21 protein-coding genes, 3 tRNA genes and 1 other RNA gene are annotated in these 21,556 nt (G+C 55.2%); 9 read left to right on the top strand and 16 right to left on the bottom strand.

The features are described from left to right. Positions 1-166: 166 nt before the first annotated feature. The 7 genes from AY555_RS02275 to AY555_RS02245 all read right to left on the bottom strand — a co-directional run bounded on the left by AY555_RS02275 (position 167) and on the right by AY555_RS02245 (position 6,604). The gene (locus AY555_RS02275) at positions 167-1,009 is read right to left on the bottom strand and encodes an OmpA family protein (protein ID WP_066132893.1); all 843 of its coding nucleotides are present in this window, start codon (positions 1,007-1,009) and stop codon (positions 167-169) included. A gap of 283 nt (positions 1,010-1,292) precedes the next feature. After that, positions 1,293-1,820 carry a cold-shock protein gene (locus tag AY555_RS02270; RefSeq protein ID WP_066136379.1) on the bottom strand — a complete coding sequence of 176 codons (528 nt, stop codon included), beginning with the start codon at positions 1,818-1,820 and terminating at the stop codon, positions 1,293-1,295. A gap of 376 nt (positions 1,821-2,196) precedes the next feature. Beyond that, the gene (gene recR, locus AY555_RS02265; protein WP_066132890.1) at positions 2,197-2,790 is read right to left on the bottom strand and encodes a recombination mediator RecR; all 594 of its coding nucleotides are present in this window, start codon (positions 2,788-2,790) and stop codon (positions 2,197-2,199) included. A 20-nt stretch (positions 2,791-2,810) separates the two neighbouring features. Continuing rightward, positions 2,811-3,134, bottom strand: a complete 324-nt coding sequence (locus tag AY555_RS02260; RefSeq protein WP_066132884.1) for a YbaB/EbfC family nucleoid-associated protein — start codon at positions 3,132-3,134, stop codon at positions 2,811-2,813. Positions 3,135-3,149: 15 nt separating this feature from the next. Then, positions 3,150-4,943: a DNA polymerase III subunit gamma/tau gene (locus AY555_RS02255; protein WP_066132880.1), complete on the bottom strand. Its 1,794-nt coding sequence runs from the start codon at positions 4,941-4,943 to the stop codon at positions 3,150-3,152. 51 nt (positions 4,944-4,994) lie between these two features. Next, an RNA gene (gene ffs, locus AY555_RS02250) (signal recognition particle sRNA small type) lies at positions 4,995-5,092 on the bottom strand. 111 nt (positions 5,093-5,203) lie between these two features. Continuing rightward, a complete protein-coding gene (locus AY555_RS02245; RefSeq protein ID WP_156483267.1) occupies positions 5,204-6,604 on the bottom strand; it encodes a PAS domain-containing protein in 1,401 nt (466 codons plus the stop codon). Between the two features lie 158 nt (positions 6,605-6,762). On the opposite strand from AY555_RS02245, the gene AY555_RS02240 reads away from it, so the two are divergent. Next, the gene (locus AY555_RS02240; protein ID WP_156483266.1) at positions 6,763-7,545 is read left to right on the top strand and encodes a substrate-binding periplasmic protein; all 783 of its coding nucleotides are present in this window, start codon (positions 6,763-6,765) and stop codon (positions 7,543-7,545) included. Positions 7,546-7,570: 25 nt separating this feature from the next. On the opposite strand, the gene AY555_RS02235 is transcribed toward AY555_RS02240, so the two are convergent. Continuing rightward, positions 7,571-8,401 carry a lipid-binding SYLF domain-containing protein gene (locus AY555_RS02235; protein ID WP_156483265.1) on the bottom strand — a complete coding sequence of 277 codons (831 nt, stop codon included), beginning with the start codon at positions 8,399-8,401 and terminating at the stop codon, positions 7,571-7,573. 294 nt (positions 8,402-8,695) lie between these two features. On the opposite strand from AY555_RS02235, the gene AY555_RS02230 reads away from it, so the two are divergent. The 3 genes from AY555_RS02230 to upp are packed head-to-tail and all read left to right on the top strand — an operon-like array spanning position 8,696 to position 11,725. After that, positions 8,696-9,811 carry a lysozyme inhibitor LprI family protein gene (locus tag AY555_RS02230; protein ID WP_066132867.1) on the top strand — a complete coding sequence of 372 codons (1,116 nt, stop codon included), beginning with the start codon at positions 8,696-8,698 and terminating at the stop codon, positions 9,809-9,811. 41 nt (positions 9,812-9,852) lie between these two features. Beyond that, complete coding sequence (locus tag AY555_RS02225) at positions 9,853-11,019, top strand: Acg family FMN-binding oxidoreductase (protein ID WP_066132864.1); 1,167 nt, start codon at positions 9,853-9,855, stop codon at positions 11,017-11,019. A 55-nt stretch (positions 11,020-11,074) separates the two neighbouring features. Then, positions 11,075-11,725 carry a uracil phosphoribosyltransferase gene (upp, locus tag AY555_RS02220; RefSeq protein ID WP_066132859.1) on the top strand — a complete coding sequence of 217 codons (651 nt, stop codon included), beginning with the start codon at positions 11,075-11,077 and terminating at the stop codon, positions 11,723-11,725. 34 nt (positions 11,726-11,759) lie between these two features. On the opposite strand, the gene AY555_RS02215 is transcribed toward upp, so the two are convergent. The 6 genes from AY555_RS02215 to AY555_RS02190 form a co-directional block, all read right to left on the bottom strand. Further along, positions 11,760-12,317: a 6-carboxytetrahydropterin synthase gene (locus AY555_RS02215; RefSeq protein ID WP_066132855.1), complete on the bottom strand. Its 558-nt coding sequence runs from the start codon at positions 12,315-12,317 to the stop codon at positions 11,760-11,762. Beyond that, positions 12,317-12,979: a 7-carboxy-7-deazaguanine synthase gene (gene queE / locus AY555_RS02210; RefSeq protein ID WP_456071317.1), complete on the bottom strand. Its 663-nt coding sequence runs from the start codon at positions 12,977-12,979 to the stop codon at positions 12,317-12,319. The genes AY555_RS02215 and queE overlap by 1 nt, the downstream gene beginning before the upstream one ends. Continuing rightward, positions 12,955-13,665, bottom strand: a complete 711-nt coding sequence (gene queC, locus AY555_RS02205) for a 7-cyano-7-deazaguanine synthase QueC (RefSeq protein WP_066132849.1) — start codon at positions 13,663-13,665, stop codon at positions 12,955-12,957. Before queC ends, queE begins: the two co-directional genes overlap by 25 nt. A gap of 108 nt (positions 13,666-13,773) precedes the next feature. Beyond that, complete coding sequence (locus tag AY555_RS02200) at positions 13,774-14,037, bottom strand: Lrp/AsnC family transcriptional regulator (protein ID WP_066132845.1); 264 nt, start codon at positions 14,035-14,037, stop codon at positions 13,774-13,776. A gap of 76 nt (positions 14,038-14,113) precedes the next feature. After that, positions 14,114-16,696 carry a protein translocase subunit SecD gene (gene secD, locus AY555_RS02195; protein ID WP_066132842.1) on the bottom strand — a complete coding sequence of 861 codons (2,583 nt, stop codon included), beginning with the start codon at positions 16,694-16,696 and terminating at the stop codon, positions 14,114-14,116. Between the two features lie 150 nt (positions 16,697-16,846). Continuing rightward, entirely contained in the window at positions 16,847-17,629 is a 783-nt protein-coding gene (locus AY555_RS02190; RefSeq protein WP_066132839.1) for a hypothetical protein, read from the bottom strand. A 127-nt stretch (positions 17,630-17,756) separates the two neighbouring features. Here AY555_RS02190 and AY555_RS02185 point away from each other — a divergent pair, with 127 nt between their 5' ends. The 3 genes from AY555_RS02185 to AY555_RS02175 all read left to right on the top strand — a co-directional run bounded on the left by AY555_RS02185 (position 17,757) and on the right by AY555_RS02175 (position 19,693). Then, positions 17,757-18,443 (top strand): response regulator, encoded by a 687-nt coding sequence (locus tag AY555_RS02185; protein WP_066132836.1) that lies wholly within the window; start codon positions 17,757-17,759, stop codon positions 18,441-18,443. A gap of 83 nt (positions 18,444-18,526) precedes the next feature. Next, entirely contained in the window at positions 18,527-19,537 is a 1,011-nt protein-coding gene (gene pip / locus AY555_RS02180; RefSeq protein ID WP_082812044.1) for a prolyl aminopeptidase, read from the top strand. Positions 19,538-19,616: 79 nt separating this feature from the next. Further along, a tRNA-Arg gene (locus tag AY555_RS02175) sits at positions 19,617-19,693 on the top strand. Between the two features lie 23 nt (positions 19,694-19,716). On the opposite strand, the gene folE is transcribed toward AY555_RS02175, so the two are convergent. Next, positions 19,717-20,379 carry a GTP cyclohydrolase I FolE gene (gene folE / locus AY555_RS02170; protein ID WP_082812043.1) on the bottom strand — a complete coding sequence of 221 codons (663 nt, stop codon included), beginning with the start codon at positions 20,377-20,379 and terminating at the stop codon, positions 19,717-19,719. A 295-nt stretch (positions 20,380-20,674) separates the two neighbouring features. On the opposite strand from folE, the gene AY555_RS02165 reads away from it, so the two are divergent. After that, a tRNA-Gly gene (locus AY555_RS02165) sits at positions 20,675-20,748 on the top strand. A 26-nt stretch (positions 20,749-20,774) separates the two neighbouring features. On the opposite strand, the gene AY555_RS02160 is transcribed toward AY555_RS02165, so the two are convergent. Further along, entirely contained in the window at positions 20,775-21,011 is a 237-nt protein-coding gene (locus AY555_RS02160) for a hypothetical protein (protein ID WP_156483264.1), read from the bottom strand. A 305-nt stretch (positions 21,012-21,316) separates the two neighbouring features. Here AY555_RS02160 and AY555_RS02155 point away from each other — a divergent pair. After that, a tRNA-Ser gene (locus tag AY555_RS02155) sits at positions 21,317-21,406 on the top strand. Positions 21,407-21,556 lie beyond the last annotated feature (150 nt).

The following is a 21,556-nucleotide window of genomic DNA, read 5'->3' as shown; positions in this document are numbered from 1 at the left end:
TTCCGCATAGTGTTCTCGGAAGAATACAGAAACCTAGTCCTTGTGAAAGGAAAAAGTGAACAGCGCCCGTCTTGTCAACGGGCGCTGTCTAAAGTACGGACCACCGTCATGCTGGTCTTCTGCGTTTCCGAAGAGAACAGGTGGCCCCGCCAGACGATCCTAGCCGTTATGGGTTTGCCTTAATGCGAATCTCAACCCGCCTGTTTCGGGCTTCTGATACGTTGCCGGCGGTCTGGATCATGAGGCGCTCTTCGCCATAAGCTTCCAAGATCATGGCTGATGGATTGACCCCCAAGTGGGACAGGGCATTGGCAACGCGCTCTGCCCGTTTCTGTGAGAGCTCCATATTGTTGTGCTCTTTGCCCGTGGCGTCGGTATGGCCGGCAATCATCAGTGTTGATGATTTGTGGGCTTTCCAGGCTGCGGCAACATCCTGAATCACCTTCATGGCTTCTGCGTCCAAGTGTGTTGATTTGGTGGTGAAGTGGACTGCGAATGTGTCTTGTGCCTGTCGTGCCGGCTTCAAAGACGATCCCTTGCGCAGTTCTGCCATTGTGTCTTCAAACACTTTTCGACAGGCTGCGATATCATCTGGTTGATGCCCTTCTTCCTGTTCTTGCATCCAGCAATCGAAACCCGCTGCTTGGGCCCGTGCGGCCTTGACTGGCATGGTGTCGCGTGCTCCTGCATCTAGGATAGCTATCAATGCGTTGCGTGCTGCCCGTAATTCCTTGGCAGCTTCCGGTGTCAGGTCACGCTCCTCGATCGCTTGGGGAAGGACCATTTCTCCCTTGGCTGCGGCTTCTGCCCGTCGCAGGAAGTAGGCTGCATCTGTCCAATCGTATTCTGCTTTTTCAGCTGCTGCCAGCTCGACATATTCGGTGTGGAGGACACGCGTAAAGGCATTCCCCTGTAGAGGAAGGGTTTTTGTACCCTCCACATCCCACTGGTCTGCACACGCACCCAAGAGAGCAACAGCCGAAACCACCAACATCAACTTCTTGAACATTGTCCGGGATTCCTCATCGGCATTATGAAACACACCAGAGCATCAAGCCGCGCCATGGACAGTCACAAAGGCATTGACCCGTTTTTGTATTCTTGTTGCTCCAGACCCCGGACTGATGTTCCGATATGTAGACCGGAAAACACAGCCGGGTATTGATCGCTACAGTATCGGTTTTCAGGCAATCACAACAGATTTTTCATAAGACGCGATTGTCGATTGTGCTGGAGGTGCCAAAAAAAACGCGGCCTTTGCGGCCGCGTTTTTCTCAGCATAACCGGATGGTTTACTGAATAAGCTCGACGTCTTCCGCCATTGGGCCTTTTTTGCCCATGCGAATGTTCAAGCGAACCCGCTGCCCACTTTCCAAGTTTTGTAGCCTAGAACGGCTCAGGGAGCCGATGCCGATGAATACATCCTTCCCGCCGGAATCAGGGGTGACAAAGCCAAACCCTTTTTCTGCGCTGAAGAACTTAACGATGCCTTCGATCGTTTCTTCAGCTCCGTCGGAGTAGCCGCCGCCACCGCCGCCGCCGTAACCGTCGTTGGACAGGACGGCGTTAGTCGTGTCAACGCTCAGGATCTGTGAGACTTGGGGACCCTTTGGTCCTTGTTCCAAGTCACAGACAATCTCGGCACCTTGATCGATGGCGCCAAGCCCGGCCCGCTGGAGAACAGAAATGTGAAGGAAGGCGTCCGATGAGCCATCCTGGGGCGCAACAAAGCCAAAGCCCTTGGATGCATTGAACCACTTGACAGTAGCCGTAATTCCCGACTGCAGCGGGTTGGACGGCCGGAAGGACCGGGTATTCATAGCGAACAGAAAACCTTTGAGAAGGGTAATAACCAAGGTAATGGATACCTTATTTTTCTTTTCTCTCCAAGCTTAATGAATCGGGAAACACATCTTTTTTTTTGCGTCGGGACATATTTGTGGGTGGGGTACGATGATAAAAATAACAATAAGCATAACCACACCAACATAAAAACATTATGTATGGAATAATAATGGTTATTCTTGTCAAATAATTACTCGATTCCCCCGTATCTTTACTCTTCCCTGTAGCGCATCATACGCCCTGTTTCCTTGCTCCGCCTGATCTCTTCTTTCCAGGCTTGCTGGAGGGATCTTGCCCTGAAGTGAGTAGGAGTAAAGTCATGGGAGAGGGGGTTTTCGGATGGTACGGGTTTTACATGGGACGGCGTGCCTTTAACGCCTGTACCAAAGTACCGTCATCCAGCCAGTTCAGCTCTCCGCCTACAGGTACGCCGCGTGCCAAGCCAGATGTTGCAATCGGAAGGGGGCGCAGTGTATCGGCGATATAGTGTGCTGTTGTTTGCCCATCCAGTGTCGCGGGAAGTGCCAGGATAACTTCTTGCACGTCTTTTTTCTGGATTCGCTCATTCAGCCCGTTCAGCCTCAAGTCTTCCGGACCGGTCCCGTTGACAGCAGACAGAAGCCCCCCCAGAACGTGATAATGCCCGGAAAAGGCCCCGGATCGTTCCAGTGCCCACAGGTCATCTACGTGCTCCACAACGCAAATAACAGATGGGTCACGCCTGTGGTCTTCGCATAGCGAACAGGGGGCCTGCATGTCCAGATTACCGCATTCGGGGCACACGCGTACAGCGCGCTCCACCTCTTCCAATGCTGTGATGAGGGGCGTCAGGACTGTCTCCCGGCGCCGTAGAAGGTGCAGAACTACACGTCGCGCTGACCTTGGCCCAAGGCCAGGAAGGCGGGCCACAAGTCGTGTCAGGCGTTCAATGGGGTTGCTCACAATGGGCAGATATCCTGTCTGTCTCAGAACGGCAGCTTCATGCCAGCAGGCAGATTGAGGCCCCCGGTTACTTTCTGCATTTCCTCGCGCATGGTCTGCTCAACCTTCTGGCGGGCATCATTATGTGCAGCCAGTACCAAATCTTCCAGAACGCCCTTGTCATCGGGGTCAATTGCAGCATGGTCAATCATAATGCGGCGCATGTCACCTTTGCCGTTCAGGGTCAGCTGGACCATGCCCCCGCCAGAGACGCCCGTGACTTCCATCTCTTCCAGCTTGGCTTGTACTTCGGCCATTTTCTGCTGCATCATCTGGGCCTGTTTCATCAGGCCGCCAAGATTTTTCATAACTATTACTCCGTTTCAGGATTCCGGTTGTGCCAGATTCTCGGTGTCATCGGCTGTTGGCGCGACAGGAAGGTCACGGACTGCGCCAATGCTGGCCGTTGGAAATGCTTCCAAGGCTGCCCGAACCAATGGATCGGCACGAACGCCGGTCATGGTTTTCTCAAATAGCGTTGGTTCACCGGCCTCCTTCGAGATGCTGATGATCCACCGCATGCCCGTCCATTCTTCTAGGCAACGAGCCAGCTTTCCTGCCAAATCTGAAGGCGTCTCGTCTTTCGGTCGGAATTCCAAGCGTCCGGGTTCGTAAAACACGGGGTGCACCGTGTGTTCAAGGTGGTATCCCAGTATAGCTTCGCGCTTTGCAACAACCAAGGCGACCATCTTCTCAAACGTTTCAGGAGCGGTCACTGCTACAGATTTTACGCTCGCAACAGGCGTGCAGTCCTCCTGGACAGGATCCGCCTTTAGCGCGGTTTGTGCACTATACGAGGTATGAGGTGCCGGTGTCGGTCTGGTTTGCGCCCCTGCGTTTCTCGAGGGTTCCGACTCTGGCTGTCGCGGGGAGGGTACGGTTGGGGAGGCTTGGACGGGGCTGGATGTCTTGTCTGGTGTGGATTGTAGTTTGGCAATGACATCGGCTGGTGCAGGTAAGTCAGCCGCATAAGCCATACGGATGATCCCCATTTCCAGTGCCTGTAGTGGTTGTGCCGCTGTTCGGACCTCAGCATGGATTTTCAACAGCATCTGCCATGTGCGGGTCAACACCCCCATTGACAGGCGTGATGCCATATCGGTTCCACGCTTGGCCATATCCGCCGGGACAGTATGATCAGCCGGTACGTTAGGCGTTGCTTTCAGGCGTGTCAGCCAGTGTGTCAACCCTTGCATGTCTTCCAGAATGACGGCAGGGTCTGCGCCCGCCGCATAGTATGCCTGTATGGTTTCCAGTGCATGTGGCAGATTTCCCCCCAGTATGATTTCCAGAAGGTCTAGGGTCTGCCCGCGGTCTGCGAGGCCCAGCATGTCGCGGACCTGTCTGGCATGGATACTGGAGCCACAGTGGGCGATAGCCCTGTCCAGCAGGGACAGGCCGTCCCGCACGCTGCCATCCGCAGCCCGGGCAATGAGTGCCAAGGCTTCGTCATCCACGGTGACGCCTTCAAGCCCGGAAATACGCTGGAAGTGTGCGGAAAGTGTCTCAACGTCAATCCGCCTCAGGTCAAACCGTTGGCAACGTGACAGAACCGTTACTGGGACTTTGCGGATTTCCGTGGTGGCAAAGATGAACTTGACGTGGGCAGGGGGCTCTTCAAGGGTTTTCAGCAGGGCATTGAACGCTGCCCCAGACAGCATGTGCACTTCGTCAATGATATAGATTCTATAGCGTGCACTGGCAGGGCGATAGCGGACCCCTTCCAGTATATCCCGCATGTCCCCAACGCCGGTTCGGCTGGCGGCATCCATTTCCGTGACGTCAACATGGCGATCGGCTGCAATGGCCTGACAGTGTGTGCATAGACCGCAAGGGGTGACAGTCGGTCCGGTATTTCCATCCGGTCCTATGCAGTTTAGAGCCCGCGCAATGATCCGTGCTGTTGTCGTTTTTCCGACACCGCGCACGCCCGTCAGCATCCAAGCCTGTGCAAGGCGGTTGGTTGCAATGGCATTGGACAGGGTTTTGACCAGCACATCCTGCCCAATCAAGCCCGAGAAATCAGTCGGTCGGTACTTGCGTGCTAGAACCCTGTATTCCTCCGTTGCCCCGGTGTTTTGTGCCGGACCCGGGTCTGGACAGGATACATCGGTCATCCGCCGGAACTCGCTCTCGATTATGCCTGGGAAACAGGGAACAGGAATAAGGTGGAAGACTGGACAACGACCCGAACCGGAAACTCGTTGGGGCTGCTTCCTTCCGGACCTGACCCGGTTGGCGAGGGGTTCGTCCGCCGCCAGCCTTCCGTGCGCACTATATCAGTGGAAAGGGGCTGCAACGCAAGCATCTATTTTGCAGTCTCTGTTTTCTTTCTGTTTGGAAGGCGGCCGCTTGAGGCATGGCGGTGACTGCTAATTCAGTCGGACGTAATCAAAGAGGCGTTGCTTATGCCCTGATCCGTAAGAGGGAACTGAATACACACGTAGCAGGCTATTCTTCCCCTGCTGTCATGAACGGCAGAAATGGTTGTATCAACACGACGGTTCTCTCCACTCCGCGTCCTGTTGATCAATTCGCCATGCCAAATTTTGCCGGCAGTAATGGTATTCCACATGTTCTTATAGACGTGTTCCCCTACTTTTCCGCTTTTCAGAAAGCGTGGGTTACGTCCTTCCACATTTGCCAAGGTATACTCAAAGATATCTGCAAAATACTGATTTGCATATAATATGGCTCCGTCCGGGCTTGTGATCATCAGGGCGGCAGGGCTTTGCTCCATAGCTTGGGCAACCAGACGAATGCGTTCCCCAAGGGCGTATTGGTTTCTGACATCCAGTGTCAGGAATATGAACAGGAGGCCGATCCCAAGTGGTGTCAGAGCCATTGAAACCAGCAAGAGGTGGTTATTGTGCAGCCATGCTGCTTGGATGTCTTCCTGTACGGCTGTCAGAACAAAAGACAGGGGGTAAACATCTGAAAGCCTCTTCACGTGAAGGCCCGACTTATGGCCCAAGAGGGAGGGCTCTTCAGTAATGCTTGGGCCTGTGGCTCCTGATTCTTGGTCCAGAATCCCGCCAAGAATCGCACTGCGGGACGGTGCTCCATTTTCAAGGTAAAGGGGTAAGGCCGCCAGAACCGGACCGTCCAGCCGGGCTATAATAGCTTCGCCATTGGGACCGGGGCGTGCGGCGGACAGCATTTCCAGGAACCAGCCCGGGTTCATGGCTGCAATAACGTGATGTGGATCCGGCGTGTTCGTTTCATCTTCCAACATGACAGGAATGACCCATGGGCCATCCGCTTTTATTGTGGATGGGTCAACCGGAATTGCGCCGGCACTGATATAGCGGCCACTGCTGGCCCGCCCGATTCTCAGGCGGCTCCCCAAGCTCAGTGGCCCGCTTTGCTCCAGCCCATATGCTTTTGGAGACAGTGTTTGTCCTGCTGAGAGAGGGTTGGCCGAGTCAGCCAGAATGGTGTTGCGACTATCAACAATCAGAACCTGTCTGATGTGGGGGGATGACCGAAGGCTTTCTGATGCAAGGCGATGCAGTAAGGGAGATGAGTTTTTTATGGAGGAAGAGAGGGCTTCCCTAGCACCGGACTGTACATATGTAAGTATGACGTCAACGGAGCCGACGGCGTGGGTAATGGATCGTTCAAGGAGCACAGCCGATGTTTCAAGAGTGCTCTGAGCCGAAGATTCACTTTGAGAATGGCTGTTCCAGAGGACATATGCAGAGATCATACAAGACAGCAAGACAGTAATGCCGCCAATCCAGATGACCGTTATTCCTGCATAAGTTGATCTGCTCACGGAGCTTTCACCCAGTTCAAGCTTGGCGGCAGACAAAGGCCGTTTGCATGCTTTTGGACTGTATGGCAGGGATGGATGGTTCTGAAAGACCACTGTATCAAGTTGGTCTGGTTTGACATTATCGGGTCAGGACAGTCATCCTTCGGGGGAGTTTTCGCGTGTCTGTATCCCAGCCTTACCGTTTCGTCTGCCTCCTGACCTTGGCTTTTATTTGGCTGGCCGGGAGTCCCTCCGTAGTGGCTGCCAATAGTCGTCTCGAAACGATTCTTGCCAAAGGCGTTCTCCGCGTTTGTATGGTGTCTGAATACCATCGAGCAGGGCATCCTGATCGCGATGTTGTCTTGTCCCGTGCCCTTGCTGCCGATCTGGGCGTGGAATTCCGCCACGAGGACAGTTCGCTTTCCTCGTTGAGGCAGGATATTCGCAGTGGTCGTTGCGACATCGCTGCTGGAGTAGCAATGAACGGGGGAGAGCCTGGTTTTCAGCTTTCCAATCCATATCGGACTGGTCAGGTTTACGCCATTGCCAGAACTCTTGATCCTGGAATCGGGAGCTGGTCTGACCTTGACAGTCAAGATCGTGTTGTCCTTGTCCAGGCTGGCGATGGTTTGCCTGCCTTGGTTAGGGAGGCGCTGCCGCATGCCAGAATTCTGGAGATTGATAGCAGCCACAGGGGTGACCATGAGGTTCGAGCCGGAAGAGCCGATGCGTTTATTGTTGATGATGAACCCTTGGTCGGAACGATGCATGAAGCGGGGTGGGCTCGCACTCTCAGGCCGTTGATGCCGATGGCCACTTTTCCGTATGCCTTTGGTGTTCCCGCAGATGATGCCGTATGGTTGGCGTACATCAACACCTTTGTCCGCTCGGCCTTGGCAGGCGACGATCCGGAGAACGTACCTGTCAGGAAGCGTGTGTCCCGGGACGTTGCCCGCCGTTGATGTTGCCGGGTCCATTCTGCGTGACCTAGTTCAAATCCTGTTTCTGGACAGGGGCAAGGCGCATCGGTTTACCCGCCGTTGATGTTTCCGGATAGGTTGGTTCATCGATATCCTGATTGTGCGATACGCTCTCGGGCTCTGTTGCGTTCATGCTCCCAGATGTTTCAGTGGTTTGAGCAATATGGAGCGCGCGGTACAGGGGCTCAGCTTCAGGCAACGACCAGCGACGCTGGAACAAGATATCCCTGTCATTTGCGGCAGCGCCATAGATTGCAGCATTCCAATCTTCCCGTGAAGAGATCGCGGCGCCCTCGATAGCGCCACCGCCGTATGCGCCCTGTGAATGCGCATACGCAATGATATCCTGCTGCAAATTGGTTGTTGTTGCTGTTTCTATGTTTGCGCCAAATGTGGCAACGCTGATACCGGCCATGGCGCCAAGCTTGAACTGATCTGACAAAATGGACTCCAGTCCCTTTTCTGTCATGATCATCAAAATGCTTTGGACGCGTTGCCCGCCAATTTGCAGCCCGATGCTGCCCCCGGCCATGGAATAAAAAGCAGGGGGAGAGAAGGTGCCTGCACTGTCACGAACGGTCAGGACGCCATAGCCATAAGCTCCGCCCAGAATAAAGCCACCCTTGTAGAAAGACGGGATAACCATGACCGCCCGGGCCCGGGCCAGATAAGGATCCATATCCTTGCGAAAATTCTCGTCTGCCCGCACCTGTTCAACAACAGCAACAGCTTGTGCCAGAACAGCGCGGGCGTCAGCTGCATCACCGGCACTGGCTGTAGAAACATGGGCCAGAAGGATGGCGGGGACAAGCAGCACCAAGCGTATCAGGCGGAACATGGTGTAAGGAATCTCCAGCAGGATCAGGTCAGAAAGTTTATGGTACAAAGGCTGTAGTGCCTCTGTGTGATACGCGTTTCGGTCGACATGAGCAATCGGATTGCGTTGCCGCCCCCTGTATTTTTGGTGGGTCCTTGCGCTTGATGCCACACTTTTCCTGTAATTGATCACTAGACATTGCTCCGTTCGGATGGTCCGGGATGCATGGTGCCAGCATTGTAATGTGTGGATGTGCACGAAATATGGCCATATTTCGATCGCCTTGTAGAGCTCCTTACAGAAGGAAACCAGAGCGTGTTCCGAGAGTTATCTTTATTTCCGGCTTGCCTTTTTGCGATATGCCTTTCTGTTGCTGTAACAGAACAGGCAATGGCCATGCCGGCGGCTTCGTTTTCCTGTAATGAGGCGCGTACGCCTTTTCAGCATCTCGTGTGTTCAGACCCCGTTCTTCTGGAGTTGGATGGTCGTATGGGCCATCATGACAAGGTATGGTTGGATAGCACCTTGCAGGGCTGTGGAATTCCGCGGCAGGGCGGTGCTCCTGAGGAGCGTGCCCGTTGGGCGATGGTGCCATGTCTGGTCAGCGCATACCGCCAGTACTTGGGTATTAAAACGCCGTTACCGGGCGCCGTAGACGGGCCGGAAACAGGAGAACCCGGGCGAGGATTCATTCATCCGTCTTGTATCTCGGTTTTGCTTGATGATTACGATAAGGGACACCTTTTACCGTTGCCTGTTGCCGCTTGTAATCGCGGCTATTCCCATGTTGAGGTTCAGAGCCAGGTTCATGGTTGGCTCAGTGCTGATGCTGCAAAAGATGGGGACGTGGCCTGGGTTGCCTGGTCTGATGCGGGGATTCTGCCTGATGGCCGTTGGGTTGCCGCTGTGAATGAGAGTAGTGGTGGAAACGGGGCTTTGGGGTCAGTGTGGGCTTTTGACCGGCGTGAGCAATCAGGCGCAGGCGATGAAGTCTTGGGTGTTCAGCGGCTGTATGCGGGTGGAGATCGCTGTAATGGTGGCGTTGAGGAGGCGATTGTGGATCATTCCGGCATTCTTGTCTCTGTCAATATTACGCCCGTCGGTTTGCTTCAGGCGATGGACAAGACTCTGACCGGCTTGGATGATCTTCCTGACTGTGCAGCCTGCTGTATCGGAACAGCCCGCTATCGTGTGCCTGTTGGTTTTGATGGGAAAGTTTCGGGCGCTCCTGTCCTTGTCTCTCTGGGACTGAACGAAGACAGGGACTACGGTGGGTCGTCTGTGCAGGCTACGTGCTTTGCGAGTACGGTGGAAGATGCTGTGATCGGTTATGGCAAGGCCTTGGATCCAGCCCGTATGCTTGACACCGTTGATGCCTTCATAGCGTGCAATCGTGATCGTGGTGATCAGAGCGTTCAGCGACGCTTGTAATGTTTCTTGCCCCATTCCGGTATGGCAGGCACCATACCGGAATGGGTACATGTGCTACACCCGCTTGTGATGTCATATCCCGCCGTCGGTTGTTGCGGTTGGCGGCGTCTGTTCCTGCGTTGCTGTTATCAGCGGGGTGTGAATCCGATTCTGCGGGTACGGCGTATCTGGGTTGGCGTGGACCGCCGTCTGTCCCCGATATTCGGGTGCGTTTGGCGGGTTGGGCTTCTCTGGCACCCAGTTCCTATAATCTCCAGCCTTGGAAAATTGCTCTTGAAGGGGACGATGTCCTCTGGCTCTTGGCTGATGCAGATCGTGTCTCTTTACATACGGATCCGGCCCTGCGACAGGTCACATTGGGGCAGGGTACATTCTTGGAGCTTCTTGTGCTGGCGGCTGCTGCCGAGGGATGGGACCCCGCGTTGTCCTTGTTCCCGGATGGTCCTTATGCCACACGCGATGACATGCATCTGAAGCCGGTTGCCCGGGTTGCGCTGTCCCGTGACCCTGCTGTTTTGCCACCCCCCCTTTTTGCGGCAGTCCGTCGGCGCCGGACGTGTCGTGGTGCCTTTACGGGGCAGGCTATCAGTCGTTCGGCCCGTGATACCTTCCTGTCCGGTGCAGGTGCAGCGCGTGGGGTATCTGTTGGCTGGATCGATCGCGGTTCAGGGCTGGAGCGCCTGAAGGGGTTAGTGATAGAGGCAATGCGCCTTGAAAGTATGAATGCGGATCTTGTTGCGGAAACAGCAACTTTTTTACGGCTCACCAAGGAAGAAGTCGCGGAATGCCGTGATGGTGTTGTGCCTTCATCACCCCTGCCGGGCAGCGGGGTTCGTTTGTTCTATGGGCGACACGCCTTTTCTGAACCGGGGTCATGGTTGAACCGGTGGGCTTTCTCGCATGCTGTAAGTTATGTGGGAGAGGCAGACAGCTTTGTCTGGATTTCTACGGATGGCGACAGCCGCGATGATCAGGTAAGGGCCGGGCGTGTTTATGCCAGACTTGATTTGGCTGCGGCTGCGCAAGGTCTGGCCATGCAGCCTTTCTCGTCTCCGCTTGGTGACTGGGATGGTGTGGCCGGTGTGCGTGATGACCTTCACGCGCTTTTGTCGATCCCCGGACGGCGTATACAGATGCTGGCCCGTGTCGGCTATGCAGATAGCGCATCCCCGACCCCACGTCGCAGCGTGGTTGAATTGATGATTTAGAATGAGAAAATGTGATAAGCAGCCCCAGCCCTGCTACAACGACACAGAGGACCTCATGAAGCGCTCGGACGAGTTCCCGAACCTTTTCATCTGCGATCATCCGCTGATCCAGCATAAGCTGACCCATATGCGGGATGTTCAGACATCCACACGGACATTTCGTCAGTTGTTAAGAGAAATAGCCTTGTTGATGGGCTATGAGGTTACGCGTGACCTGCCATTGGCTTATGAACGGATCAATACGCCCATGACCCCCATGGATGCGCCGGTTATTGCAGGCAGGAAACTGGCTGTTGTTCCAATCCTGAGAGCTGGTAATGGGATGGCTGATGGTCTTCTTGAGCTGGTTCCCGGTGCGCGTGTCGGTCATATTGGTTTGGCCCGTGATCATGATACCCATATGCCGGTTGAGTACCTTGTCAAGCTTCCCGACTGTGAAGGACGGACCTTTATTCTGGTTGACCCTATGTTGGCGACGGGTAATTCGGCAGCGCATGCTGTTGATGTCCTGAACCGGCGCGGTATCCCCGACGAGCAGATTCTCTTTCTTGCGCTGGTTGCTGCGCCCGAAGGCATGCGCGCTTTCAACAAGAAGCATGCCGGTGTGCGCGTCTATGTTGCTGCCCTTGATGAACGCCTTGATGAACAGGCTTATATTTTACCTGGATTGGGTGATGCCGGTGATCGCATGTTTGGAACAAAGTAACACGCTTTCCCCGTAAGTTGGAACGGGAGTGCGGCTAACGCTGTACTCCCGTTTTTTGTCCACTGTATTCAGCCCGGCAGTTTGGTGTTTCCCACACAACAATGCGTTCTAGGACAGCTAGCCCCTCGCTGCGTATCTGTACCCTGTCCTGCAGCCGTCGATACCAGTGTCGTGCCAAGGCTTCAGCTGTTGGGGCTTCTGGTATGATGTATAGACGGGTTGCAAGGTGTGTATCGGTCGTCACGACAAAGCCATCCCGTGCAATAGCCTCTTGTAACCCCGCTATCCATTCGTGCTGTTCCTTTCCAGCGGGACAGAACATGGACAGGAGATCTGTATCCGACATTTCGGCAATAAAGCCGTGGTCGCAAGATGCGTCGATGATGGCCATCATCTCTTCTTTCAGGAAGCCAAAGTCCAGAACCATACTGTCCTGTTCTCCACCCTGATGAAGAGAGGATGCGTGGCAGATGGCTTCCACCTCGTAACGGTGTCCGTGGATATGCCTGCATTTTGATCCGTGTCGCATGATCCGGTGGCCGGCATCAATGCCGATGCGACGGGTAATCAGAAAATGGTGGCCATCGCTCATTACGGAATTCCAGTTAGTTTATGTATTTGCAGACCTAGGCGCCATTGCGGGAACTGTTGGCATGTCTGGATGCAGGTTGCGAGCGACTCTGTTGCCGCATGACCATCCATCGGCTGCAAAAAGAAATGCCGGAATTTCAGCTCCGCCAGATACACAAGGTCCAGCCCCTGTTGAGGCCAGACCACCTTCAGCTCGTCGCCCTGTGTCAGAACCAAGTCGGAACCGGCTTTGGGGCTGACGCAAATCCAGTCTATTCCATGCGGGGGGTCTTGGGTGCCGTTAGTTTCCACGGCAACCTCCATGCCAGCTTCATGGAAAGCCTGCACCAAGGGTGTGTCCAGTTGCAGGAGAGGCTCCCCTCCCGTGCAGACAACATAGGGAGTCCCTCCCTGTCTGGCGTTTTGATCCCAGCATGCGCGAACCGCGTGGGCCAACGCACGGGCAGAGGCGAATTTACCTCCTCCGGTTCCATTGGTTCCAACAAAGTCGGTATCACAAAAAGAGCATGTTGCCGTGCTGCGGTCCTGTTCACGCCCACTCCACAAATTACATCCGGAGAAGCGGCAAAAGACAGCAGCCCGACCAGCCTGGGCTCCTTCACCCTGAAGGGTGTAAAATAGTTCCTTGATACTGTAGGTCATTGATGGACTGCCTGCTGCCATGCGTCCCACCCCCGTGCCCGAAGCTCGCACGCCTGGCAGGTACCGCATCCATAGCCCCACGGGTGGCGATGATCGCGGTCGCCGGCATAGCAGGTATGGGTTTTCTCAAGAATCAGGTCTACAAGCTTGTCGCCGCCCAGATCATGGGCCATTGCCCACGTACCGGCCTTGTCGATCCACATCAGCGGGGTTTCGACAACAAAGCGGCAATCCATGCCAAGGTTCAGGGCAACCTGCATGGCTTTCAGGGTGTCATCACGGCAATCTGGGTACCCCGAGAAATCAGTTTCGCAAACGCCGGTGACCAAGGTGCGTATTCCGCGCCGGTATGCAATGGCTGCGGCATAGGTCAGAAACAAAAGATTGCGGCCTGGCACGAATGTATTGGGAAGTCCGTCGGACCCCGTGCGGAAGGCAACGGTCTCTGTCATGGCGGTCTGACTAATATCCGCCAGTGAACGGGCGTCGATGCGGTGATCCACGCCAAGCCGGTTTCCCCAGTGGTTATGCAGGTGCGCAATAGATTCCCGGAAGCTGTGCCGGACTTCCAGTTCAATGGCATGGCGCTGTCGATAGTCAAAGCCGACAGTTTCTACTCGTGTGTAGCGTTCCAGGGCCCAGGCAAGGCATGTCGCCGAATCCTGACCGCCGGAGAACAGCACCAAGGCTGCATCATGATCCAGCATGGATAAAACCAGATGTGTTCAGGGAACCGAGGGGCACATAGGTAACCCCACTGTTAGTCTGCTGCAAGCCCCTATAACGCGGATAGTTCGGTCAGCTGTATCAGGATCCTACTTTTTCCCATGCTGCGGCACGGTAAAAGCATTGAAGGTGATGACTGTAAAGGTATCGGCAACGCCGGACAGGGTCTGTACCTGCTCGGTGACAAAGCGGCCTGTATCGGTTTCATCCTCAAGATAAAACTTTGCCATCAGATCATAAGAGCCTGATATGGAGTAGATCTCGGAGATGCTGGAAATTTTTTCCACGGCTTGTTCGGCAACCCGGTATGCTTGCCCAGGGTGGCATTTGATCATGACAAAAACAGGTTTCATGTGAAGACTCCATGATACCGGATCCGCTCGCCATGCTGCCCTTTCCCCATTCGGGCAGCATGGCCTGTTCATCCGGTCAGGTTTTGGTGGTTTCCCGCTCTTCCGACGGTACAAATCCCCCCAGATCGTACGCAGTACTTTTCTTGGATGTATTGTCCCCGTCATCTTGGGGTTGTCGCAGTCGCTCCTCGCCGAGATACAGAAGAATCGGTGCAGCAATGAAGATCGAGGAGCTTGTCGCCAAGATAATCCCGAACAGCAGAACCCAGGCGAACGGCTGCAGGGATTCGCCTCCAAATAGCGCCAGTGGCAGGATGGCCAGCAGGGTGGAGAAGGACGTGGCAACGGTACGGCTCAGGGTCTCGTTGATCGAGATGTCGATCAGCTCCCGGAGAGGCATCGCCTTGTAGATACGCAGGTTCTCGCGGACCCGGTCATAGACAACCACCTTGTCATTGATGGAAAAGCCCATCACGGTCAGGATCGCGGCAATGGCGGGCAAGTTGAATTCAATGCCGGTAAGGGCAAAAAAGCCGACAACCTTTGTGACATCCAGCAGCATAGTTGCCACGGCACCAACGCCAAACGGCCATTCAAACCGGAACCAGATATAAAGCAGCATGGCAATGGCCGCCAAGCCCAGTGCCAACATACCATCCCGGAACAGCTCTTCGCTGACCGAGGCACCGATGTTCTCCACGCGCCGGATGATGGTACCCGGAATATCGGACTTAAGGGCAGACTGTACGGTTTCCACAACGGCTGCCTGCGCCTTGTCGCCGCCGCTCTGGCGCTCCAGTCGGACCAGAATGTCTGTGTCACTGCCAAAATGTTGAAGTTTGACCGGCCCTATGCCCAGTTTCTCCAAGTTGGTTCGCAGCGTACCAAAATCTGCAGGTTCAGGGGTTCGGATCTCCACAACCGTTCCACCGGCAAAATCCACGCCGTAGTTCAGTCCCGGAGTAAAGAACAGCACCACAGAGGCAAGGCTGAGAGCTGCCGACAGGCCCAAGCCAATGTTGCGGCCTTTCATAAAGGCAATACGGGTATCATCAGGGACAAACCGTAGGCGACGTCCGGGATGCAGCTCGGTCGGCTGGCGTAATCTCAGCCACCGGACTATGAGCATCCGCACCAGCAAGATGGCTGTGAACATCGATATCAGGATGCCAAGACTGATGGTCACCGCAAACCCCCGAACAGCCCCAACGCCGACCACGTACAGCAAGAGCATCTTGATCAGGGTGGTCGCATTGGCATCGACAATCGTGGCATAGGCCCGTCTGAACCCGGTTTCGATTGCTCCGGCCGGGATTTTGCCTCGTCGTGTTTCCTCGCGGATACGCTCATTGATCAGGATGTTGGCATCAACGGCCATGCCCAGAGACAGCAGAAGTCCTGCAATTCCGGGAAGGGTCAGGGTTGCCCCCATGGCAGACAGCGCCCCGATGGCCATGGCTAGGTTGACCAGCAAGGCCATATTGGCATAGAGGCCGAAGCGACCATACGCGGCAGCCATATAGGTGATGACCAAGCCAAAGCCGACCGTCAGGGAAATCATGCCGGCACGGATTGCATCGGCGCCAAGATCTGGACCCACAGTCCGTTCCTCGACAACGGTCAGCGGCGCAGGCAGGGCCCCGGCCCGTAGCAGAACAGCCAAGTCATTGGCGGAAGCCGCATTGAAGGAGCCGGAAATCTGCCCCCGTCCCCCGACAATGGGTTCGCGGATCACCGGAGCAGAAATAACCTTTCCATCCAGAACGATGGCAAAGGGTTTACCGACATGCCGTGTAGTGATATCGGCAAAGCGGCGCCCGCCAAAGTCGTTGAAGGCAAACGTGACAAGCCATTCACCGGTCCTCTGATCAACAGTTGGCCGGGCATCGGTCAGGTGAGACCCGTCAACCTCGGATTGTCGCCGTATAACAAGGTGTGATGGTCCGCGTCCGGTATCCGTCATGGGCAGCCACTGGAAACCGGGTGGGGCGGGTGTACCTGGACGTAGGGTCTGGTCACCAACCATGTGAAAGCTCATCTTGGCAGTCTGACCCAGCAGGGTCTTGATCCGGCCGGGGTCTGACTCACCAGGAAGCTGGACAATAATACGGTCCTCGCCTTGCCGGGCAATCATGGGTTCCCGCGTGCCCAGTTCATCGATACGCCGCCGAACAATCTCGATCGATTGTCCTACCGCCTGCCTTGCCCGTTCTTGCATGGCTGCCGGATTGGGACGCAGGACAATACGGGTTCCTTCGGCTTCAATATCGTAATCCCGGTAGGCTGTCCCCCCGACACTGACGGCAGAATCCAGTTTTCCCAAGGCATCGAGGGCAGCAGTTTTCTGCCCTGCATCCACTAGGTCGAAGCGAACGCTCCCATCATCGACCCCCAGCCCTGTGTAGCGTATCCGTGCATCCCGCAGCAGGTTGCGTGTGCTGTCAACGGTGCCTTCGACCCGTTCCTGTGACAGCGTGTCCAGATCGACTTTCAGCATCAGATAGGATCCGCCGCGCAGATCCAAGCCTAGATTAATCCGGGTATCGGGCATCCATGATGGCATGTCCTGTTCCGGAATCAGGTTGGGAAGGCCAAGCAGAATACCGACCATGCAGATCGTAATGACCAGTGTTGTTTTTATCTTTGAAAAATAGAGCATCAGCAGTGTGTATCCGTCAGGGGGCAGGGGCGGACAGCCAGATTACGGTAAGGCCGGGATGAACCTGCGGCCGGTTCGGATAGGGTGATATAGGGCTTTAAAATATGCATGCGTTTGGCTTGTCGTGATGTCCATGCCAGAATGTGCGCGTCAGTCTACTGCCCGGACCGGTGAAGGCAAGCCTGCTGACGGCAGTATTTGCAGAAAATCTGGTTCAGTCAGGGTGAGGCGATAGCCGGCGTGCCTTTCAATATACCCCCGGATCTGCACGTTCCGTCCGGAAAGTTCACCGAGGGTCACGCCCGCCCGTTCCAGCTGTCTGGTTGTTGCCATTGGCAGAAAGACAGAGAAATCAGTACGCCAGTCCGCTCCGAAATCCAGATAGGCTCCCTTGGTTGTGCGGGTTGTACGACGCACTGTACCCTCCACGATCCGGAAGGTTCCCTGGTCATCCTGCCCGACTGCATCGGCTTGCCTCAGGATCTTGGTCTGTGGCCACTGTTCGCGATCTTTCATGCGGGTTTCGGATTCGCGATCCAGAAGTTTTCGGGCCGATTCGCCAGCGCTGGGTGTTGGCACAACAAAGGCCAAGCCGGACAGGACCAGTTGCTCCTGTACCCACAGACCGTCACGCTCCCTGTAGACCGGCCCCGAGAGCCTGCCATGCCGGTCCGGCAAGGGGGGGGAGGCCGATATGCACACACGCTCACCATCCAGAAGGGTTCTCAGGTAAGGTAATGTGACAGGGTCTGTAATGGTATCTATGCCGTCAAGTTTGATGGTTGTGCCATCCTGAAGGGTAATGGATCGCAGGCTTTCTACGCCTCCGAACGTTCCGCACGACCTTTTCGGGCTTGCCTGTGCAGGTATGTGTAAAAGCAGGCACAGAACAACCTGAAGGCACAGGATTTGGGGAAGAGACCCCGAAAACATGATGTTTCTTTCCGGTACAGAAAAATAGTCCCTCAGACCTAACCCGAAGCCTTGCGCGGCATCAAGGACCCTGCAATCCTTCCCATGTGGGCGAACAGGCAGCTTGGGAGTCGGGATCATCAACCAAGTGCGCAAAAGTTACGGTGATACCGGTACTGAGGTCGAAGGTGACCGGACAGGTACTGTCTGCGGTAAGGTTATGGTTGCAGATGACCATGCCGTTTTCCGCGAAGGGCTGCGCCTTTTGATGGAGGCGCGTGCTTTTTGCGGTGTTGTGCTGGAAGCCTTTGACGGGGATTCTGCCCGTGCGGCGATGCTGGCGCATCCGGATATTGACCTTGCTGTTCTGGATCTCAACATGCCGGGTATGGAGAGTATGGCTCTCCTGAAAGACCTTCGGTCCAGCCATCCGGCCTTGGCTATTGTTGTGTTGACGGCTTCGGAGCGACGGAATGACATGCGAGCGGCTATGGCTGCCGGTGCCACGGGCTATATTCCAAAGTCCTTTCCAATTAACAAGATCCTTGCTGCCCTAGAAAAGATTTTGGCCGGTGAGAACTTCTTTCCGGCGGATGCCCTTCCGGATGATGGGATACCGCCCGAGCTTGGCAATATTTCCCTCAGCCCCCGCCAGCGCGAGGTTCTCTCCCTGATTGCGCGGGGCAAGAGCAACAAGGAAATTGCCCGTCTTCTGGATACGGCCCTGCCTACCGTTAAGAACCATGTCGCCAATATTTTCGAGAAACTCGGGACCAGAAATCGGGTTGCGGCTGTTAATCTGGGTCGTAAAATTGGCCTGATACCAGACGAATAGACCCTCCTTTCTGGTATGATGCTGTGATGGCAGGACCTGCGGTGCTGCTTCTGGTCTGTTCAGCTCCGGGGACTTTCCAAGAGATGTGCGCAAAAACTACCCAGCACCACGTTGATTCTGTTGATCTCAGAAAGCGTGGGAAGCCATATGATCTGGTCGATACGCATGCATCCGGCTTTCTGGATGTTGGTGACGGTCATCATCTTTATTGGGAGGAATGCGGGAACCCGGAAGGCATTCCTGTTGTTTACATTCATGGTGGTCCGGGTGCCGGGTGTGCGCCTGTTCACCGCACGTTTTTCAATCCATCCCGGTATCGTATTGTCTTGTTCGACCAGAGGGGGGCGGGGCGTTCTCTTCCCTATGCCTGTATCCATGCCAATACGACCAAGCATTTGATTGATGACATGGAAGCTTTGCGGGTCTTTCTCGGGATTGATCGCTGGCTTCTGTTTGGTGGGTCGTGGGGCAGCACGCTTGCTTTGGCCTATGGGCAGGCTTACCCCGATCGCGTGCTGGGGTTTGTCTTGCGCGGTGTGTTTTTGTTTACACGGGCAGAGGTAGACTGGTTTCTGAACGGGATGCAGCATTTTTATCCTGAAGCAGCCCGCTTTTTTTACGAATTTCTTCCCGAGGATGAGCGGTCTGTCTGTCTGGAGTCGATGTATCGTCGCCTTTGTGATCCGGATCCGGCCATCCATGGGCCTGCAGCGGATGCGTGGGCCCGGTATGAAGATGCCTGTGCCCGTTTGGTGCCTCTGCCTTTTATTCCGTCGATTGTCCGTGAAGATGGGCAAAGCTGCAGCCTTGCCATTGCTAGGCTGGAGGCCCACTACATGATCCATAAGGGTTTCATAGCGGAGAACCAGCTGCTGGATTGCCTCGAGACCGTACGGCATCTGCCCTGCCATATTGTACAGGGGCGCCATGACGTCATTTGTCCACCGCGTGCGGCATATGCCTTGCACCAAGCGTGGCCTGGTAGTGCGTTGGTCATAGTTCCAGATAGTGGCCACGCCGCCATGGAAGCCAGTTTGCGCAGTGCATTGGTTGCCGCCGTTGATACGTTTGCCAATCAGCTGGGGCAAGGCTGACAAGAAAAACTGGAAACGAAGTGGATCAGGCTGCTATAAGGACGCGGTTCTTGCCTGTATCGGGCAGGGCGTGTGGTATGTCTCCGTAGCTCAGCAGGATAGAGCACAGGATTCCTAATCCTGGGGCCGTGGGTTCGAATCCCGCCGGGGACACCATCATCCTTCTTCCCTATATGATCTCAGCGGGTTGAGCTGATCACGGCCAGAAATTCTCGCCGTGTTGCGCTGTCTTCCCGGAAAGCTCCCAGCATGCGGCTGGTGACCATGTTGACACCTGTTTTGTGAACGCCGCGGGTTGTCATGCATTGGTGACTGGCTTCTATAACGACAGCAACGCCTTTTGGCTCCAGCACATCCTGTATCGCACCGGCGATCTGGGCTGTCATTTTTTCCTGAATTTGTAACCGCTTTGCATACAGATCCACGATTCGGGCCAGCTTTGATATGCCGACAACCCGCCTGTCTGGCAGATAGGCAACGTGGGCCTGACCAATAATGGCTGCAAGATGGTGCTCGCAATGGCTTTCGAAGGTAATATCTTTCAAGATAACCATCTCGTCGTACCCCTCGACCTCTTCAAAGGTGCGACGCAGGTATTCCTCGGGGTCATTGCCGTAACCGGAGCACCATTCTTCCCACGCACGGGCAACGCGGGCAGGCGTTTCAAGCAAACCTTCCCGCGCAGGATCATCCCCTGCCCACCGCAGCAGGGTGCGTACAGCCTCCTCGGCATCCTGTCGTGAGGGGCGTTCGCTGGCCTTGCCCTGTGTGACAGATGATTGAACCGTGGACAGTGTGCTGGTCGGTGTAGGACGCAATGTTTCTCTCCGGGGGTCGGTCATTGTTTCACCTGGGCTGTGCGCGGGCGTCAGGGGGCGGTGTTTTCCTGACTGTCGGACCATGTTCATGCTTGTTGTGTCAAGAAAAAAGCAGGCTTTTGTCTGATGGTCAGAGCGGCCTTGCACGTTAAGTTTATGGCTTGGAGAATTCCCTGCTTTCTTGTTCCAATCGGGGCTGGTTTCTCATCGGGCCACATCGAATGATGTCCATTCACTGTATCTTTCTATTTATGGCCTTGCCAAGAACGTTGGCTGACCGTATAGATCCTGTCCTCGAATGAAGACTATTCCTTGCTGTGCGGGTGTAGCTCAATGGTAGAGCAGAAGCTTCCCAAGCTTACGACGAGGGTTCGATTCCCTTCACCCGCTCCATTTACAACAAGTTCTGTTGATTTTTGTTAATGCCGTCGTCTCATCAGGCGCCGGGTTCCCTGTGCGACAGGTTCTTTCTTTCCCCGGGCGATCAAGATCAGCAGAATGCCTAGTGGGCCGCTTACAGCCCATGCCGGAAGGGCCAGAAGATCAGCAAATATGCGGTCAAGGGCTGTGTTTGGTGCTGGTGCTGTGTGGCCGGCAAGGAGAGCCAGAAGCTCGCCGGTTGCAAGTCCACTTTCCGAGCTGGTTCCAAGCGCCATGACGCCCTCCGCCGAGGCGGAAGTCAGCGCAAATCCTAAAAAGAGCCAGCCTATAATTTTCCCGGTCATGGTGCGGTAGATCCCAAAGAGGCGTTTCTCCTGTCAGGAGATAAGGCGCCTAGCCCCACATGGGAAGCATGCCACAAGTGTTTGGCTGTGCAATCAGGGTCTTCAAGACTGCGCCACATGGACAAAAATTATTTTTTCTCCAAACAGCCATTGCATTTTGCGTTGTCGTCGGCTAGAAATCCGCCTCGCCGTGCTTGGTAAGAGCCGGTGAAGCGGGGCAAAAGCCCTGCACCAGGGGAGAGGTGGCCGAGTGGTTGAAGGCGCACGCCTGGAAAGTGTGTATACGGGAAACCGTATCGAGGGTTCGAATCCCTCTCTCTCCGCCATATTCGTTCCCTAAAGCCTTGATTTATAAGGCTCTGAAAAAAGAGAACCGGCGCTGTCCCACGCTTTGCCTCTATAAGAATCGGCGCACTCTTTTGACGCCACGCTCAGCGTTGCCACCCGCTAGAGAGCGGTTGTTCCTGAGTCATCCC

This window comes from Haematospirillum jordaniae (assembly GCF_001611975.1).
Lineage (GTDB): Bacteria > Pseudomonadota > Alphaproteobacteria > Rhodospirillales > Rhodospirillaceae > Haematospirillum > Haematospirillum jordaniae.
This window is presented reverse-complemented; position numbering and strand designations above follow the sequence as displayed.